This is a genomic window from Patescibacteria group bacterium (assembly GCA_041661505.1).
Taxonomy (GTDB): Bacteria; Patescibacteriota; Patescibacteriia; order Patescibacteriales; family JBAZCA01; genus JBAZCA01.
Genome location: JBAZUF010000001.1, coordinates 48416 through 65693, shown reverse-complemented (window position 1 = coordinate 65693; position 17278 = coordinate 48416). Strand labels below are relative to the sequence as shown.

Below are 17278 nucleotides of genomic sequence, written 5' to 3'. Positions count from 1 at the left end.
CTATAATTTTTTATCCCACTCGGAAAAAAAATTAGATCTCGGACGCCTGGCTAGCGCCTTTTTTTGTTCTCCGCCGGTTATACTCTCTTCAGGGAGTGATTGCCTCGGAGGGCTGGCAAGGACTTTAAAAAAATATTTCCACTTTTCCCCGGTTTGACATAATTCTAAAGTGTCGTTTAGGGCCGTAACAATCACTGATTTCGGGTAATCCTTCACCGCCTTAAAAACTGAATTTTTTTTAAAGGCAGGAATATTTAAAAGCTTTATAACTTTTAAAGCCAAGTCCTGCCATTCATAAGCCGGCGGTTTTTTCCGCGGATTCTTGGCGCCGGTAAGATAGTCGCCTAATTTTTGAAAGCCTTGGTCAATTTTCATAGTATGCAAGATAGTCAAAATATAAAGCTGAATTATTCAAACCCCAGATATTTTATTTCTTCTTCTAATTTTAAGTTTAATTTATTCCGCGCTTTCTGCTTAATAACGCAGATTAAATTAACAATGTCTTCGGCTGTGGCTTTTCCCGTATTAATAATGAAATTACCATGCTCTAGGGAAATCATAGCCCCGCCGATTTTTTTTCCTTTTAGATCAAGGATTTTATCAATTACCAGTCCAGCGCCGATATTCCCTAACCGCGCATTGCCCAGAGCCTTTAATTTAGCCGCTAATTCCGGCCTGGCTCGTTTAATATCTTTTAAGGGGATATTTTTAAAGACGCTTCCGGCTGAAGGAAGTTTCGGCATGGCTTGCCGGAATTTTAGATTTTCTATCATTTGCTTTTTCACTTTTTCCGGGTTGGATTTTTTTAGCGCGAGTTTCGCTTCCCAGATTATATAATTGTCTTTCTTTTTAAAAATACTATCCCGGTATTTGAACTGGCAGTCTTTTTGTTTTAGCGCGGCAAACTTATTTTTTCTAATATCAAAAATTTCTACTATCTTCACGATTTTTCCGATTGGCGAGCTAAAGGCTTCGGCATTCCCCCGGACTGCTCCGCCGATTGTCGCCTTTGGAATCCCGGCCGTCCATTCCATTCCGGACAAACCTTTTTCCGCGGCAGCCTTTAAAATTTTTGCCAAGCTGACGCCGGCTCCGGCAATTATCGTGTTTTTATTTATGCTCATAGACTCGTTAGCCAACCGAATCACCAATCCGTCCACGCCTTGGTCATTCACCAGCATATTGCTCCCGCCGCCGACAATAAAAATTTTTTCCTTCTTTTCTTTTGCCCAGGCAATGGCACTTACCAATTCGGCTTTAGCTTTTACTTCAATAAAAAATTTAGCCGGGCCGCCGATTTTAAAAGTGGTGAACGGCGCTAAAGGAATGTTTTTTTGGATTTTTATGATTTTTTCCATAGTCATGGTCTTATAACATCATGATTCTGCAACAACATGGCCTCATGGGCAATATTTTCGTCCAAATTAAATGTCTTTCAATAGATTTTCACCAATCCTAAAAACGTCGCCGGCGCCCATTAAAACGCATAAGTCGCCGCGCCTTAAGCGAGCGCGCAAGTATTTTTCACATTCTTCCAAGGCAGGAATGTATTTAATTACCTGTTCTTCACGCCCGGTGTCGTGTCCCGCATCCTGGCTGGCCAGATTCTCATTTTTTATTTTTTCAATCAGCTCGGTCGTATGCACGCCTCCTTGCTTTTCCCGGGCGCTTCCGTATATGTCCAATACGATAAGCTCGTCCGCCGAACCAAAAGCTTTGGCAAAATCATCCAAAAGCGCTTTGGTCCGCGTAAAAGTGTGCGGATGGAATACTACCACTAAATTTTTATCCGCCTGCGATTCTTTTAAGCCAAGAAGCGTTGTTTTTATTTCAGTCGGGTGATGGGCGTAATCGTCATAAATGTCCGCGCCGTTAAATTGGCCCAAGAGTTCCATCCGCCGGGCCGTACCCTTAAATTCTCCCAAATATTCGCGGATTTTATGGAGATCCAGCCCTAATTCAATTGACGCGGCAATAACCGCCAGGCCGTTATAAATATTGTGTTGTCCCATCAGGCTCGTAGAAAAGTCTCCCAATTCTTCGGCGCTGTCAATCCCGTGCTCCGCGTCTTTATTATTAAACCGGGCTTTGACTTTAAAATATTGTTTATCGCCCTGCGTCCTAATATCATAAGCAATAAAATCCGCTTCGGAGTTTTCTAAGGCATAGGTGATGATCTTGCCCTGGCAATTTACCCGGGCGACTTTTTTAATAACCGAGTCGTCAAAATTGGCGACTAAAAAGCCTTTCTTCGGAATTTTTTTTATAAAATCTATAAAGACTTTTTCGTAAGACTCGGGATCAGGAAAAAAATCCGGATGGTCGTAGTCGATGTTATTTAGTAATACCGCTTTGGGATTATAGTGCTGTAATTTGTTTTGGTACTCATCCACCTCAACTATCAGGTAATCCGACTTCCCTGCTAAACTATTGCCGCCGAATTGCGGGACAAAACTTCCGTTCATGACGCTCGGCTCCATTCCGGCCTCGCGGGCGACAAATCCGAGCCAGGCGGTAGTCGTAGTTTTTCCATGGCTTCCAGCCACGGCAATGCCGTAAGACGAATTAAAAACCGCGCCCAAAGCTTCCGGGTAAGTCAGGGTTTTTATTTTTCCAGACAAAGCTTTTGCCACTTCGACATTCCGCTCGGCATTATAGGCGGTAGAATAAATTATCAGGCCGGCGTCAGAAGGAATATTTTTTTCATCAAATCCATCAATCACTTTAATCTTAGAGTTTTTTAAAGTGTCAGCAGTCGTAGAGTAATTTTCAGCTGTGTCAGATCCAATCACTTCAAATCCTTTTTCCGACAAGTACTGCCCCAAAGCCGCCATGCCGGTGCCCTTGATCCCGATCATGTAAATTTTTTTTATTTTAGAGAAATCCATACTATGTTAGAGGACTTTTTATATTTTTTAAAATCGGGTTGGTAACTTTCGTGTATAATTGCGTGGTCCTTATATTTTTATGGCCCAAAAGTTCCTGGACAAAGCGCACGTCCACGCCGTTTTCTAAAAGATGGGTGGCAAAGCTATGTCTTAGACTATGGAAAGTAGCGTCTTTTTCAATTTTAGCACTCTTTAGCGCTTTTTCAAATACTTTTTGCAAAGCCCGGCTGGACAGTTTTCCGCCCTGGTTACTTAAAAAAATATACTCATTTTTATCCCTTAAGGCAATAAGTTCGGAAATTTTCGGCACTAACTTTTCCGGAACAATCGTAATCCGGTCCCGGTTGCCTTTCGCGCCTTTTAGATGGAGGGTTAGTTCTTTTAAGTCCAAGTCCTTGATTTTTAAAGCGGATGTCTCGCTTAACCTTAGCCCCGCACCGTAAGCTAAGGCGATAAGTAATTTATGCTTTCTATTTGTCAAACAGTTTATCAAGCCTTCTATTTCACTTCTGGATAGCACAATCGGCAATTTTTTTGAAGTTTTTGCGAATTTAATATTTATTTTACGCGGGCACTTAGTAATTTCCGAGTAAAAGTATTTTACCGCGTATAAGTAAAGGTTAATAGTCTGCGGAGCAAGTCCCCTGTCCTGCTTTTCTAAGAGAAATTTTTTTATCGCGGCCAAGTCGGGATCTTTCGTAACGATTTTAATAAATTTAAAATAATCGTTTAAGCACGCAATATAGCTCTTAATCGTTTTTTTTGAGTAATTCCTCAGCTTTAACTCTTCTTCAATTTTAGCCAAGAGTTCTTTTACATCCATTATTTTTATGCTAACATTTAAGTAGCCCGTCAGTATATCAGAATGTTACCATAATTACGCATAAGATACAATTTTCTAATATTATTTACCCAACTATTCGTCTTACGACGAGTTAGGCCGAAATCGCTCGCTGTCGCTCGCTTTCCTTTCGGCCTAACGGCTTCGGAATTCTTCCTCGTCAGGCTCGCCGCTCGCTCCGCTCGCGACATCGCCTAACTCGGAATACGCGAAATGCCCTTCCGGCCTCCCGCCTGATGGCGGGATGCCTCCGGCCACTTCGCTTATTCCGAAGCCGTTATGCGAAATTTTCTTTAAAAATATTTTTGCTTTTTTTCGATAAACCAACCCCAACTGGAGGACATTATGAAAGTGGATAAAAAGGAAGCGAAACTTTACTCCGGCGCCTTTCTGGTATTTGTGATGTTATGCGTGCTTATAGTATGGCTCGCAAATTCAACCAATAACAAGCGCATTATCGAGACGAACCAAAAAATTGCTCATTATGAGAGCCTCACAGGAGAAGAAGTGCGTGAAGCAGAATTAAAGAAGCTGTATAAAGAAAAGAAAAACCTGGAGGGCTCCAAATTTTGGTAAGATCACAGGGTGGCTTCCTTCGACAGGCGGCCACCCAACCATTTAAGCAAAAATATTTTTAAAGAAAACTCAAGGGGTCGCTGCGCTTTCTTTTGCCCCTTTCTTTTGTATAATTACAATAAGGAAGGGCAAAAGAACCCTCGCCTAACACCGAATATCGGGAAAAGTCCTCGGCTCGGACTTTTCGCAAATTGCCTTCGCTACGCTTCGGCAACTTCCGATATTCGGAAACGTTAGGCCGAAATTTCATTTTTAATAAAATAATTTTTTAATAAAAAAAAGACCAGATTTACGGTCTGGTCTTCGGCTTTTTTGCCCTGATTGGAGTATCTATTGCTTTTTGGTAAAAAGAACCGCACTTTTGACGTCCGCGGGAAAGTCAGCGAGAAGTGGTATGTATTTTCCCAGCCCTCCTGTTCCGAGGCATCCCCGTTTCTTCAAAGATTCGTCTTCACCCCTTCTCTTTAGCTCATCGGGATTAACGAATTCCACTGTAATCACTGCGATACGCCCTTCCTCCATGAATGTACTCACCCCCTTTCGAGTTTATTGGAAGACATATGACAATAGCATAAAGGATAATTATAATCAAGCCAAAAAATCATTTTATTAAAAATGAAACTCAAGCCCTTCGGGTCGTCTAACACGGGATAAGCGGTTCAGAAATTTTTCGTTTTTTAAATTTTTTACGCTAAGGAAAGAAAAATTTCTTCTCCCAAATTCGCTTCCCTTTGTTAGTCCGTATTCCACGATAAGTGCATTTACATTAGCCATTTTTATTGTTAAGCTAAAAGCAATAAACCCGGAAAGCGAACTTCGCTTATCCCGATACGTTAGGCCGAAATCGCTCGCTGTCGCTCGCTTTCCTTTCGGCCTAACGGCTTCGGAATTCTTCCTCGTCAGGCTCGCCGCTCGCTCCGCTCGCGACATCGCCTAACTCGGAATACGCGAAATGCCCTTCCGGCCTCCCGCCTGATGGCGGGATGCCTCCGGCCACTTCGCTTATTCCGAAGCCGTTAAGTGAAATAAATTTTTTATCTTGGGTGTAATTTCAGGTTTTGTGCATTGAACCACGACGAAAATTTGATTTTTTATTTATTTTATAGAGGGGTAAAAGGTGTTTTTTCTGCTCCTGGAATCGCAGAAAAAACGGATTAATTTCCTATTTTCAAAAATATTATGGAAAAAATTCCAAATCAACGAGAAATTTTTTTGGAAAAGGATATTGCGGAACCCGAAGAACAAGTTAGGAATAGAGAACAAAAATTTATTGACGATTTTGTTGAAATGTGGGGACGACAAAACCTACCCGAATGGGAAAGTTTTTTTGATAAAATAGATTTTAATTTATTGCGCGACCTATTTTCTGAATTAGAAAAAAAATGTGGAATTACAGCAGACAGAAGTAATTTTATATGGCCTGAAAAAATTATTTCAAGCGAAGCAACATATAGTAATTACGACGGTAAGTATAATTTAATAAAGCTTAGGGCGCCTGGTTCAATTCCCACATCTCCAGAGTCAGAAAAAAAATATTATTATGAGAGACTGGCTGAAACCTACGGAACTGAAGAAATGAACATGTTACATACTATCGTACACGAAGAAGCTCATGCTATAAGTAAAAATATTTGCGTCGGTCTGGAACCATCTGGTCATCATAAGGCGCATGCGAAAGAAATTCAGTCTGGCTATCATAACAATGATTTTGGTTTATTTAATGAGGGTGTAACTGAAAAAATAGCAAGAGAAATATTGGAAAAGTATTTAAATAGTTCTGGCTGGTCAAACGAAGAAAAGGAATTATACAGAAGGAATAGAAAAATAAATCCGGAAAAATTTACTTACAGTGTTGAAGTTACGTTAGTCGATGCGATAATTAAGAAGTTGGCCATAAAAAATAAACTTCCGAAAGATCAAATTTGGAATGCCTTAAAAAGAGGCTTTATCGAAGGAGAAAGGATTATGGAAAATAAAGAAATAGTATCTTTATTTAAAGAGACATTCGGCAGAGATTTCTTGACAGAGTTAAAAAGATTAACTGTTTTCGCAAGGATGTTTACTGGTGAAGATTATGAATTTGCAAGATTTAATGGAAAATATAAACTTGGATTAAAGTTGTAGCAACCCTCTTTTTTAAAAAATAAAAAATATGGTAAAATTAAGTTAAATTCAATCTAACTTAATACTTTATGGCAAAGAAACAAAAAATAAAAGTTGAAGGCATAGAAATAGTCACTTTTACTAAAAATAATAGTGATTATATTTCTTTGACCGATATAGCGCGACACAAAAACCCGGCATTTCCAGCCGATGTCGTAAAAAATTGGATGAGAACTCGTGGCACGATTGATTTTCTAGGACTTTGGGAAAGACTGCATAATCCTGTTTTTAAACTGGTCGAATTCGACCAGTTTAAAAATGAAGCTGGAGCCAATTCTTTTGTGTTGCCGCCGCAAAAATGGATAGAAAAGACACATGCCATTGGTTTAATTTCAAAATCTGGAAGATATGGAGGCGGCACTTTCGCGCATATAGATATTGCGTTTGAGTTCGCTTCCTGGGTAAGCGCGGAATTCAAGCTATATTTATTAGTTGAATTCCAGCGGCTTAAACAAGATGAAAATAGCCGTTTGAAGCTTGAATGGAATCTTCAAAGAACGCTGGCAAAAATCAATTACAAAATTCATACCGATGCCATAAAAGAAAAGCTAATTCCACATGAATTAACGAAAGAACAGGTTAATATGAAATATGCCGATGAAGCGGATTTGCTCAATGTTGCCCTATTCGGGATAACCGCCAAAATGTGGCGAGATAAGAATCCAAAGTTAAAAGGAAATATTCGAGATTATGCTTCAATTGAGCAGTTGGTAGTTTTGTCTAATCTTGAAAGTATAAACGCATTATTAATTCGCGAAGGACTTTCGCAGAAAGATAGAATTTTGAAATTAAATAATACTGCAATTATTCAGATGAAATCGCTTTTAACAAACGATAGAGTAAAAAAGCTGGAATCATCTAAAAAAGAAATACGCTGAGGAGTTTTGTTTCAAAAAAATTCACCCCTACCCCTCTTTTTTTGAAACAAAACGAAAAAATCAAATTTTCTTTTAGTAACATTAAGATTTAGTACAATAAACAACGAGATAAAAAATTTACATCGCACAACACCGAATATGAGGAAAAAATGAAATTCTCTTTTATATAATTATGGACTTGAATTTCATTTTTTACCCAAATTTTTGCCCTTTTCTTCAATTATAATATAATAAGGAGGCGGGCAAAAACTTCTCATATTCGGATACGTTAGGCCGAAATCGCTCGCTGTCGCTCGCTTTCCTTTCGGCCTAACGGCTTCGGAATTCTTCCTCGTCAGGCTCGCCGCTCGCTCCGCTCGCGACATCGCCTAACTCGGAATACGCGAAATGCCCTTCCGGCCTCCCGCCTGATGGCGGGATGCCTCCGGCCACTTCGCTTATTCCGAAGCCGTTAGGAAGAGATTAGAAAGCTAATAATACTCAACATTATGAAAAATTTAACAAAAGCAACAATCATAGTAGCCATCTTTTTATTGTTGCTGGGTGGTTATGTTATGCTAATAAAAAACCAACAAAAAATACCCGCTGCCTTACCGCCGGCCAGCTTTCAATCAAATTCGGTAAAAAATGACGCGGCTAGACCTTCTTATGATAAAGATAACGGTTGGTCGTGTGAAACCGATTCAAACTGCGTGAAGGTTATGAAAAACTCTTGCGATGAGAGAGAAAAAGAATTAGGAATCGGCGGTGATCCTTTCTGTATAGACGGGTATTGCACATGCGCTTGCGGACATAGGTCAAAAGACGGGCAATACGTTGAACAATTATGCCAATAATTTTTGACGGTTCCTTTTATAATTATAATCGGGAAAACGACAAATATGCAAACAGGCCAAGTCATAACCTTTGAATGTAATTAATAACATTATGGATAGATTTTACTGTAAAAATGTTTCATCACGTCCCTGGTTTACTATTATAGTATTTTTGTTTTTTTGGTGCATTGGCTTGCTGTTTCTTTCCGGGATAATGAATGGAGTTGGAAATGTCACCGTGGATAAACTTCCCGATACTCCGTTCCTGTCTAGCCAACAAAAATTGGGTTTGGTGTTTTTTCTTTTTTCAAGCGTTGTTTTATTGATTATTTTTAAGAAATCATCTTCGTCAAATCAATATTACGAAATTGATCAAACAGGCATACTCTGCGAAGTTGGAACACTAAGCGATAAGATTGCTTTCCAAGAAATTGAAAGCGTAAAAAAAATATCAAATGATCAGGCAAAAGATTTAGCTATCGATTTTTACGAGAAGTGCGACAGAGGAGAAAAAGACCCAACCGGAGATGCCTATAGCGAAGGTGAGTTGATTTGCTACAGTATCTCCCCATTTACCGTTCAGTATACAAAGTATCCCGGTTCAGCAAGAAAAGTTGATATTAAAGCACGGGGAGACTTTCTTCTTATGACCTTGAAAAATGGAAAGAAATTTTTTCTTAGTCCTGACGAGAAAGATAAATTTTTGGAGATATACGATCAGCGAAAAGTATAAACGCAGTTTGAGTGGAGCCTAATAAACGAAGCATGAACAGAAAACTGTAGTTTATTCTGCAAAATCGCCCAAATAAATGAAGATTAATATTAGAATTTATATAATTTGCGCGCTGGTCTTGGCCGTGCTGGCAATAACCGCCTACGGTCTCTTTGAACTTAGCAAGTCAAGAACTTTTCAGTTTTTTGGAAGGCTTGCCAGTCATGCAGATACCGACAAGAAAGTAGTGGCCTTAACATTCGATGACGCGCCTACGGAATATACGGATGAAGTGTTGAAAATATTGCGAGAAAACAATGTCCAGGCAACTTTTTATGCCATTGGGCAATCTTTGGAAAAATTTCCCAATCAGGCCAAGGAAATTGTCCGGCAAGGAAGCGAACTGGGCAACCATTCTTATTCGCACCGGCGCTTGATCTTAAAATCCCAGGCATTCATTAAAAGTGAAATAGAAAAAACAAACCAGCTTATCCGCGATTCCGGCTATCAGGGTGAAATTACCTTCCGCCCGCCAAACGGAAAAAAATTATTGGGTTTGCCGCGGTATCTTAATGAAAACAATATAAAAACGATTATGTGGGACATTGAACCGGATACGAATTATTCCGGCAACGCGGAACTCATTACTAAAAATACCCTTCTAAACGCGAAACCGGGATCAATAATTTTACTTCATCCATTTTGTGAAAAAGAGTGCGCGGCCGATAGAGAGGCCCTCCCGAAAATTATCAGCGGATTAAAAGAAAAAGGATATGTTTTCGCGACAATATCAGAGCTGTTAAAATATTAAGATTAATTGCGTTTGAGGAATTTAAAAATTAATTCAACAAATTATGAAAACATTAATCGCTTATTATTCCCGGACCGGAATTACTAAAAAAGCGGCCGAAAGGATAGCGCAAGAATTAAATTGCGAGACCGATGAAATAAAAGATTCGAAAAACAGAAAAGGGGTTTTAGGCTATTTATTATCCGGCAAAGAAGCCATGCAAAAGGCCATGCCGCCGGTTGAATTCGCGAAAAATCCGGCTGATTACGATTTAGTTATCGTCGGCACGCCGATTTGGGGCTGGGATATGTCCAGCCCGATCCGGTCGTACCTTAATAAAAACAAGGGACAGATAAAAAAAGCCGCTTTTTTTTGCACCATGGGCGGTTCGGGCGACGAAAAAGCTTTCTCCGGCATGGGTGAAATTATCGGCGTTAAGCCGGCCGCGACTTTGAGTTTTAAGACTTTGGAAGTTTCCAGGGAAGATATTGGAGATAAAATAAAAAAATTTGCCAGCGCTCTTTCCGCCGAGTAATCCCCTTTTTATCAGCGGGCTTTAAGTTCGCGCTTTCATCTTCATTAAACGGATCATTAATATCGCGCAGAGGAACGCGAGCGAAGCGCTGAATAAGAAGGTGAAAGTAAACCCAAAAAATTGCCAGACCGCGCCGGCCAAAATTGAAGCTGGAAACAACATAGAACCGACGATAGTCGCGTGGACGCCTTGGGCCGTAGCTTTCCTTTCCGGACCAGCCTCATTGGCGACAAAAGCTTTTTCCACTCCTTCGGTCAAACCGGCGTAAAGCCCGTAAACCGCGAATAATAGGATAGTGAAAATTTTACCGTCGACAAAGGAGAAAGAAAGGTAAACCAGCCCATAAAGGAAATAGCCCAGCATCAATACCCGTTCGAAACCCAGCCGGTCAGCCAGCCGGCCCGAAGGATATGAGGACAGGGCATGGAAAAGGTTGTATAAGCCGTAAAGAAGTATCGCGCTTGCCGGCTTAAACCCGAGATTTAAGGAACGGAGGATGAGAAAGAGGTTGGACGAATTTCCCAGGGCGAAAATAAAGCTTACAAGATAGAAAAATTTTAAGCGGTTAGAAAAAATTGATATTGCCAGCCTGGGCAATATTTTTTTGTCGTCCTCCTCTTTTGGTTTTTCTTTTACCAAAGAAAGCGCGCCGATGCCGAGCAATAAGGGGATTAATGAGAAATATATGGCTCGGCTGGCGGAAAAGGAAAACTTGGCGATAAGAAAATAGGCGATAAGAACGCCGATAAGAGCGCCGGCCGTATCCATCGCCCGGTGGAGGCCGAAAGCCGCCCCCAGCCTCTCTTTAGGCACGCTTTCGTTTATCAGGGCGTCCCGGGGAGCGGTCCTTATTCCCTTGCCAAAGCGGTTGATAAAGCGCGATGCCAGGACCAGCGGCCAATTGCCGGCCAGGGCAAGGACGGCCTGCCCGACTAAAGACAATCCATAGCCGAAAACGGCAAACCTTTTCCTTTTCTTGATTTTGTCGGATAAATAACCGAAATAAAATTTCGCGAGGCTGGCCGTGCTTTCGGCAACGCCTTCAATCAAGCCGAGGGCAAAAGGCGCCGAAGCCATGGTCGACAAAATTACGGGGATAAGCGGATAAACCATTTCCGAGCCGATGTCGGTTAAGAGGCTAACCAGGCCCAAAAGCAGGACATTCCGGGAAATTTTTTGCATAAGTTCTATTTAATGATATTATTATATTATCACGAAAAACACATTAATTAAATATTGGCGCGTTGTGAAAATACTGAAGATTAAAAACGGCTTTACCACTAATTCATCCGGAAGCTACGAGTGGTTCCCCGGCGGGCTATTTGCCTCTTCCACTCCGGCCGCCGCCACCGAAGCATCAAGCACTCTGGCCGCGGCGCCGGAGCAAGCGGGCTCGCCGCAAATGAAAGGATCGGATTGGGCAATATTAACATTGAGCCTGGTTTTGGGCGTTGCTTCCCTTTTTTTTCTTATAAAGGAGCTTATTTCCTACCGGCGGGAAAAAATTAAAATAAAAAAATCCGGGAAACATAAAAATAATAAACATGCTAATCATGCGAAATGAGAAATCCGGAGCGGTTATTTTTAATAACTCCGCCGGGATTCAGATAAATATCGATAACGAGGGAAAAATGGCTCTGGAAAAATGGCTCGAAAAAAAACCGGTCAGCCCGGAAGAAAAAAAATTCTTAAGCCAAACGCTTCTAAAACTCCAATATAAAACCGGCGATAAATATTTAAAAAAAAGTATTGATTCGAAAATCCCGGATTACCCCTTTACGGTTTTTAACTCTCCCGCGCTGGTTGATTTGCAGATTACGACTAAATGCAATTTGAATTGCCCTCACTGCTACGCCAATGCCGGGGCGGGCGGCTATCATCTTCCATTTAAAGACATAGAAAAAATACTCGGCCAATGCGCGGAATTGGGAGTTTTGGAAATTGCCTTAGGCGGGGGCGAGCCGACTCTGCATCCGGATTTTAGAAAAATTTTAAAAGCGGCCAGGGCCAAAGGGATTGTCCCCAACCTGGCAGCCAACGGATTCTCGCCGGGAATTTTAAATATCGCCGCCATCTCAAAATACGCCGGGGCCGCGGCCTTGAGCCTGGAAGGGATAGAAGATGATTTTTCCCGGCGGCGCAATTTTTCCTTTAGCCGGTTTTTGCGGACTTATTGGCTTTTAAAAAAAGCTAAAGTTAAAGTCGTATTCCAGCTTACCGTAAGCCAGACAAACCTTTATAAGCTGCCGGAAATTATTAAATTTTGCCTTGGCCTTAAGCCTTACGGGATCGTACTTTTAACCTACAAACCGGTTGGCCGGGCGAAAAGTTTTGACGCTCCCTTGAAAAATGAAGATTTTTTAAAGGTGGAGGAAATTTTAAAAGAAGCACTTTCGCAATCAAGCGGGACAACAAGGTTCGGCTACGACTGCTGTCTTGGAAACGCCCTGCAAGGCCTGGGGGCGGCCAAAGGGATCGCGATTGAGGGTTGCAGCGCCTTGAGAACCAGCCTGGCTATAAACGCCAATCTGGATATTGTTCCCTGCAGTTTTTCCAGCCGGGTCTTGGGGAATTTTTCCAATATTTCAATCCATGAGGCCTGGCAAGGAGAAAAAGCCAAAGCCTGGCGCGACGGATTTACAGCTAGAATACAAAACGACCCGGCTTGCGCGTCTTGCCGGACGAATAATGACTGCCTCGGCGGCTGTCCGGAATTTTCCCTAGTCTCCTGCGCTTTTAAAAAATAAATAATCAGAGGACAAAAGTATAGAAGTAAGCATAACCTAAAAGAAGAAGCATCCAGGTTGTGAGCACGGTCATGTAAGTCGCCAAGGGGGTATGGAAATACGATTTTCCGATAGGCACGCACTTATGCATTGGCGATAAATTGTAGCCGGCAAACTCAAGGACAAAAAACCAGACAAGGTACTGGGGGCCGAAAATTGTAACGAGGATAGCTAAAATTCCGGCAAATTTTCCCGAAGATCCCATAAACCAGCTGGCGATAAAAGCAAAAGACGATAGGGCCAGGACGCCGGTAACGGTTGTAAGATTTAACCAGCTTGAACTTTTAATAAATTCTTCAATTTCTTTACTGTACCCGCCGGTGAATTTAGCCAGTACTATAATTAGGCCGAGGAGCAATACCAATGGCCAGTTGATATAGGAAAAAGCTTTCTTAAAAGAAGTCCGGCTTAAAAAGATGTAATAGGCGGCCGCACCCAGCATAATAAACGAAGAGCCTCTTTCAAAGAAAAAAGCCGAAGCGACGGCGCCGGCAAAAGGGAGAAAGCCGTAAACAAGGCGCTTCCAGTTAACCTTTTCCGGGCTCACGGCAATCTCTATTTCATCCTCTTCGATTTTAAAAGATATATACCATAATACGTAGGCCAGGCTGATTACCAAAAGCGGCAAAGTATATTTCATAAATCCGGCCCAGCTTAATCCCAGCGCCGCCATAGGAAGAATTACGGTTTTTTCCAAAGGCGACCATAAATAATAGTGGTGGGTGGAAAGATAATCGATAATGCCGTATTTTTGCCGCGCCGTTTCGTCCCGCGCCGTTTCTCCTTTTGGGGCGATGGTGGAGAGAAGGCCAGCCGATACGACTACCCGTCCGCTAATCGGCAGTATGCCGCCGATAAGGGATATCAAAGCCAGTACCATTTTTTTATTTTTCAGCCGGCTGATTATGATCCGGAAAATATCCAATAAATAATTTTTTTCCTTTAAGACTCCGGCGATAACCATCACGCCGATCAAGAAGAGAAGGTAATGCTGATCAGGAAAACTGGATTTTATTAAACCAATGATTTTTTCCATACTTTTTCCGTCCGCCGTCAAAGGCGGTTAGTAATTAATAATTAGTTTTTCCGGCCAGCGGCAGATGATTCACCTGCATTATATCAAAGATTAGTTTTCGGCTGAATAGCTGAAAGCTTTGGCGGCTTCAATAATTCTCTCTTCATCCAAGGTTATTACTTTCCGGCCCTGCATTACGATTTTTCCGTTGATGATAGCGTTTTCAACGTCAGCGCCGTTCACGCAGTAAACCAGATGTGAATAAGGATCGGTTATCGGCTGTAAGTGCGGCTTATCCAAATTGATAGTAATAATGTCAGCAAGCTTACCGGGTTCTAAGGATCCGGTTTTTTGATCCAATCCCAAAACCCGGGCGCCGTCGATGGTTGCCATTTTTACCGCTTCCCTGGCAGATATTACCGTCGGATCCATATTACTGACTTTATGCAAAAGCGCGGTAATCCGCATATCAGAAAACATGTCTAATGTGTTATTGGAGGCCGCTCCATCCGTTCCCAGACCAACGGTAATTCCTTTTTTAAGCATCTTAGAAATTGGCGCGACGCCGGAAGCGAGCTTTTTATTGGAAACCGGGCAATGGGCGACTTTAACGTTATTTCTCGCGAGCAGTTCCAGGTCGTTATCCGAAAGCCAAACCGCGTGGGCGATTATTAATCTTGGCGATAATAATCCTAGCTCATTTAAATATTCAACCGGCGTTTTCCCGTGCTCTTTTTTAGAGTCCTCGACCTCCTTTTCTGTTTCCGACAAATGTATATGGATTGCGGCATTCATTTCTTTGGAAATTTCATTGATTTTCTTTAAGATGTTCCCGGCGCAAGTGTAGATCGCGTGCGGATCAAGGGCGACGGTTATCAGTTCACTGCCTTTGAACATTTCCATTTGCTCCAAGGCCTGATTAAGCGTGTCTTCCGGGGATTTTGACGAGGCGCAGGGAAAATTAAAAATCACGCTGCCGATCATAGCCCTAATCCCGGCTTCTTCGGCTGCCTTTCCAAGTACGTCTTCGAATAAATACATGTCGTTAAAAAAAGTTGTGCCGGATTTTATCATTTCGAGTATCGCCAATTCGCCGGACTGTTTTACGAATTCCGGGCTTAAGTGCTTATTTTCGGCCGGCCAGATATGCTCGCCGAGCCAGATGTCCAGCGGAAGGTCGTCAGCCAGCCCGCGAAAATAAGCCATGGCCGCGTGCGTATGGGTGTTTATGAGTCCGGGCATGACAATACTATTTCCAGCGTCAATTACTTCGATTTCATGCTGGTTATCATGTGCAGCCTCTAATTGCGCCTCCAGCTCTTCCCTTTTGCCGACAGCTTTAATTTTATTGCCTTCTACTATAACAATACCGTCTTCAGTAATATCCATTGATTCATTAATCGGCAAAACGTATTTTCCTTTGATTGCGAGCATATTTATTTTCTTTTTTTTCTGTAATAAAATATTAACATCACTTTAGTGATATACAGAGCAATAAAGCCAAGCGCAAAAATTGCAATTGGAATAAGTAAAATAAAATTATGCTGAACGCTTGGCAATTGTTGATTTTTATTTAATTCGGGTAAAGGAAAAAGAAAAAAATCAAAAATAACAAGAGTTAAAAGCAGTAAAAAAATAAATCGTGAATTTTTTTTAGTCAAAATGCTTGTACTTAATATAATATCAGATATTGATTCTGATAGGTTGTTCATTATTGCTTTTACGTTATCCTTAAAGTATAAAATAATGTTTGTCATTAACCAATATATTGCGCATGCTGACAAAAGAATAATAGGTAGCTTTACTGATTTCCCATTAACAATCGCGTAATTAAAATAAATTGATAAAGTTGTGTAAATAACATAAGGCAACTTATCGCTAATGATTTTTTTCTGGTCGTTGTCTAGCATAAACTAGTTATTTACTAATATTTCATCAATAATTTTCGCCACCATTTTGTTTGCATGCGACCTGATAATCTGCGAAATATTATTTTTTAGATGAAACATTTTTGATGGGTCAGATAGGATATTTTTAATTTGCTTAATAAATTTTTCAGCGGTTAAGTTTTTTTGTGCTAATGCTACGGCGGCGCCATGTCCGGCGAAAATACGCGCGTTTTCTTCCTGGTGCGAACCAGGGATAGGAATAATAATAATGGGTTTCCCTAAAAAACTAAGCTCGCTTAAGGTAGCGAGTCCGGCGCGGGTAACGACCAGGTCGGCTTTTTGCATAGCTTCGGAAAACTGGTCAACGTTTAAAAATTCGAAAGAATGGTAGTTTTCAATGAGTTGCTGCGGCCGTGATGCCGCGTCGTTCGGCGCCGCACTGTGTGCGGATTTATTTTTTCCGGTAACATGAATCACCTGGCTTAATTTTAATAAGTCATGGATGCAATCAGCGACTAATCTGTTTATAAACATGGCGCCGGTTCCGCCGCCGACGATTAAGAGGGTTGGCAGACCTGTCTTTAGCTGGAAGAAATGAGCATCAGGCAATGCGGTCATCCGTTTTCTAACCGGATTGCCGGTCCAGACAGCTTTTTTTCCGTAATCTTCCAATGATTTTTCAAAAGTTACGGTAATAACTTTGGCAAAAGGCGCCATTAGTTTATTTGCCAGTCCGGGGCGGACGTCCTGCTGATGGATAAGGCACGGGACGCGCAAAAGCCAGGCGGCCCAAACAACCGGAACGCTAACAAATCCGCCGGCGGAAATTACTAAATCCGGCCGCCATTTAAGCATAATAAAAAAAGATTGCCAAAAACCGAGCTTAAGCAATGCAATGTCCGTAAAATTTTTCCAGCTAAAATATCGGCGCAGTTTCCCGGAAAAAATGGACTTGAACGCAATACCTTCTTTTTCCACCATACCCCTTTCAATCCCCTGCCTCGTGCCGATCCATAAAAATTCGAAATCATTAACCGGCTGGCCAGCAGGCTGATGCACGATATCCGCTGACCGGGATTTAATTTCATCTACAATAGCCAAAAGCGGACTTACCGAGCCCGCTGTACCGCCGCCTGAAAACAATATTCGCTTCATAAAGATTTATTCCATGGACAAAGCTTCGTGTTTGCACGAAGCGACGCAAGCGCCGCAGTTAATACAAATTGCCGCGTCAATTTTTACGACATCCTCGCGTTTAACCGCGTTAACGGGGCAAACTTCAACGCATCCCGCGCAAGCGCCGCCGCCGCAGGAACAGCTCGAAGTGCATTTGCCATCTTTCCAGCAGCATTTCGAATAATCAATTTTAATAGGCATAAGAGTAAAACAA

At 41.7% G+C, this 17278-nt stretch carries 23 protein-coding genes; 9 read left to right on the top strand and 14 right to left on the bottom strand.

The genetic code is table 11. The annotated features are described in order from the left end of the window. The 5 genes from WC715_00405 to WC715_00385 all read right to left on the bottom strand — a co-directional run bounded on the left by WC715_00405 (window position 1) and on the right by WC715_00385 (window position 4056). A complete protein-coding gene (locus tag WC715_00405; protein ID MFA6170912.1) occupies window positions 1-375 on the bottom strand; it encodes a hypothetical protein in 375 nt (124 codons plus the stop codon). A gap of 32 nt (window positions 376-407) precedes the next feature. After that, window positions 408-1358 (bottom strand): UDP-N-acetylmuramate dehydrogenase, encoded by a 951-nt coding sequence (gene murB, locus WC715_00400; GenBank protein ID MFA6170911.1) that lies wholly within the window; start codon window positions 1356-1358, stop codon window positions 408-410. Window positions 1359-1424: 66 nt separating this feature from the next. Continuing rightward, window positions 1425-2888, bottom strand: a complete 1464-nt coding sequence (murC, locus tag WC715_00395) for a UDP-N-acetylmuramate--L-alanine ligase (GenBank protein MFA6170910.1) — start codon at window positions 2886-2888, stop codon at window positions 1425-1427. Window position 2889: 1 nt separating this feature from the next. After that, window positions 2890-3711 carry a site-specific tyrosine recombinase/integron integrase gene (gene xerA / locus WC715_00390; GenBank protein ID MFA6170909.1) on the bottom strand — a complete coding sequence of 274 codons (822 nt, stop codon included), beginning with the start codon at window positions 3709-3711 and terminating at the stop codon, window positions 2890-2892. A gap of 153 nt (window positions 3712-3864) precedes the next feature. Then, entirely contained in the window at window positions 3865-4056 is a 192-nt protein-coding gene (locus WC715_00385) for a hypothetical protein (GenBank protein ID MFA6170908.1), read from the bottom strand. An 18-nt stretch (window positions 4057-4074) separates the two neighbouring features. Between WC715_00385 and WC715_00380 the strand changes: the two genes are divergently transcribed. Then, on the top strand, window positions 4075-4305 hold the full coding sequence (locus tag WC715_00380; GenBank protein ID MFA6170907.1) for a hypothetical protein: 231 nt from the start codon (window positions 4075-4077) through the stop codon (window positions 4303-4305). Window positions 4306-4635: 330 nt separating this feature from the next. Here WC715_00380 and WC715_00375 read toward each other — a convergent pair whose 3' ends face one another. Then, window positions 4636-4827, bottom strand: a complete 192-nt coding sequence (locus WC715_00375; protein MFA6170906.1) for a hypothetical protein — start codon at window positions 4825-4827, stop codon at window positions 4636-4638. A gap of 352 nt (window positions 4828-5179) precedes the next feature. Further along, window positions 5180-5302, bottom strand: a complete 123-nt coding sequence (locus WC715_00370; GenBank protein ID MFA6170905.1) for a hypothetical protein — start codon at window positions 5300-5302, stop codon at window positions 5180-5182. A 182-nt stretch (window positions 5303-5484) separates the two neighbouring features. On the opposite strand from WC715_00370, the gene WC715_00365 reads away from it, so the two are divergent. Both WC715_00365 and WC715_00360 read left to right on the top strand, forming a co-directional pair. Beyond that, entirely contained in the window at window positions 5485-6429 is a 945-nt protein-coding gene (locus WC715_00365) for a hypothetical protein (protein MFA6170904.1), read from the top strand. Window positions 6430-6497: 68 nt separating this feature from the next. Beyond that, entirely contained in the window at window positions 6498-7346 is an 849-nt protein-coding gene (locus tag WC715_00360) for a KilA-N domain-containing protein (protein MFA6170903.1), read from the top strand. Between the two features lie 309 nt (window positions 7347-7655). On the opposite strand, the gene WC715_00355 is transcribed toward WC715_00360, so the two are convergent. After that, window positions 7656-7778, bottom strand: coding sequence for a hypothetical protein (locus WC715_00355; protein MFA6170902.1), 123 nt, complete (start codon window positions 7776-7778; stop codon window positions 7656-7658). A gap of 56 nt (window positions 7779-7834) precedes the next feature. Between WC715_00355 and WC715_00350 the strand changes: the two genes are divergently transcribed. From WC715_00350 to WC715_00335, 4 genes are all read left to right on the top strand, one after another. Next, window positions 7835-8182 (top strand): hypothetical protein, encoded by a 348-nt coding sequence (locus tag WC715_00350; GenBank protein ID MFA6170901.1) that lies wholly within the window; start codon window positions 7835-7837, stop codon window positions 8180-8182. A 91-nt stretch (window positions 8183-8273) separates the two neighbouring features. After that, window positions 8274-8894: a hypothetical protein gene (locus tag WC715_00345; protein ID MFA6170900.1), complete on the top strand. Its 621-nt coding sequence runs from the start codon at window positions 8274-8276 to the stop codon at window positions 8892-8894. 76 nt (window positions 8895-8970) lie between these two features. Continuing rightward, the gene (locus WC715_00340) at window positions 8971-9684 is read left to right on the top strand and encodes a polysaccharide deacetylase family protein (protein ID MFA6170899.1); all 714 of its coding nucleotides are present in this window, start codon (window positions 8971-8973) and stop codon (window positions 9682-9684) included. Window positions 9685-9727: 43 nt separating this feature from the next. Further along, window positions 9728-10198, top strand: coding sequence for a hypothetical protein (locus tag WC715_00335; protein MFA6170898.1), 471 nt, complete (start codon window positions 9728-9730; stop codon window positions 10196-10198). Window positions 10199-10219: 21 nt separating this feature from the next. Here WC715_00335 and WC715_00330 read toward each other — a convergent pair whose 3' ends face one another. Continuing rightward, a complete protein-coding gene (locus tag WC715_00330; protein ID MFA6170897.1) occupies window positions 10220-11380 on the bottom strand; it encodes an MFS transporter in 1161 nt (386 codons plus the stop codon). 64 nt (window positions 11381-11444) lie between these two features. Here WC715_00330 and WC715_00325 point away from each other — a divergent pair, with 64 nt between their 5' ends. Both WC715_00325 and WC715_00320 read left to right on the top strand, forming a co-directional pair. Continuing rightward, window positions 11445-11762 carry a hypothetical protein gene (locus WC715_00325; GenBank protein MFA6170896.1) on the top strand — a complete coding sequence of 106 codons (318 nt, stop codon included), beginning with the start codon at window positions 11445-11447 and terminating at the stop codon, window positions 11760-11762. After that, window positions 11743-12945, top strand: coding sequence for a radical SAM protein (locus tag WC715_00320; protein ID MFA6170895.1), 1203 nt, complete (start codon window positions 11743-11745; stop codon window positions 12943-12945). The genes WC715_00325 and WC715_00320 overlap by 20 nt, the downstream gene beginning before the upstream one ends. A 4-nt stretch (window positions 12946-12949) precedes the next feature. Here WC715_00320 and WC715_00315 read toward each other — a convergent pair whose 3' ends face one another. The 5 genes from WC715_00315 to WC715_00295 all read right to left on the bottom strand — a co-directional run bounded on the left by WC715_00315 (window position 12950) and on the right by WC715_00295 (window position 17265). Continuing rightward, entirely contained in the window at window positions 12950-14020 is a 1071-nt protein-coding gene (locus tag WC715_00315; protein MFA6170894.1) for a hypothetical protein, read from the bottom strand. A 90-nt stretch (window positions 14021-14110) separates the two neighbouring features. Beyond that, window positions 14111-15433, bottom strand: a complete 1323-nt coding sequence (locus tag WC715_00310) for an amidohydrolase (protein MFA6170893.1) — start codon at window positions 15431-15433, stop codon at window positions 14111-14113. Between the two features lie 2 nt (window positions 15434-15435). Further along, window positions 15436-15909: a hypothetical protein gene (locus tag WC715_00305; GenBank protein ID MFA6170892.1), complete on the bottom strand. Its 474-nt coding sequence runs from the start codon at window positions 15907-15909 to the stop codon at window positions 15436-15438. Window positions 15910-15912: 3 nt separating this feature from the next. Further along, window positions 15913-17043: an undecaprenyldiphospho-muramoylpentapeptide beta-N-acetylglucosaminyltransferase gene (gene murG / locus WC715_00300; GenBank protein ID MFA6170891.1), complete on the bottom strand. Its 1131-nt coding sequence runs from the start codon at window positions 17041-17043 to the stop codon at window positions 15913-15915. Window positions 17044-17049: 6 nt separating this feature from the next. Beyond that, window positions 17050-17265 carry a 4Fe-4S binding protein gene (locus tag WC715_00295; GenBank protein ID MFA6170890.1) on the bottom strand — a complete coding sequence of 72 codons (216 nt, stop codon included), beginning with the start codon at window positions 17263-17265 and terminating at the stop codon, window positions 17050-17052. Window positions 17266-17278: the final 13 nt, after the last annotated feature.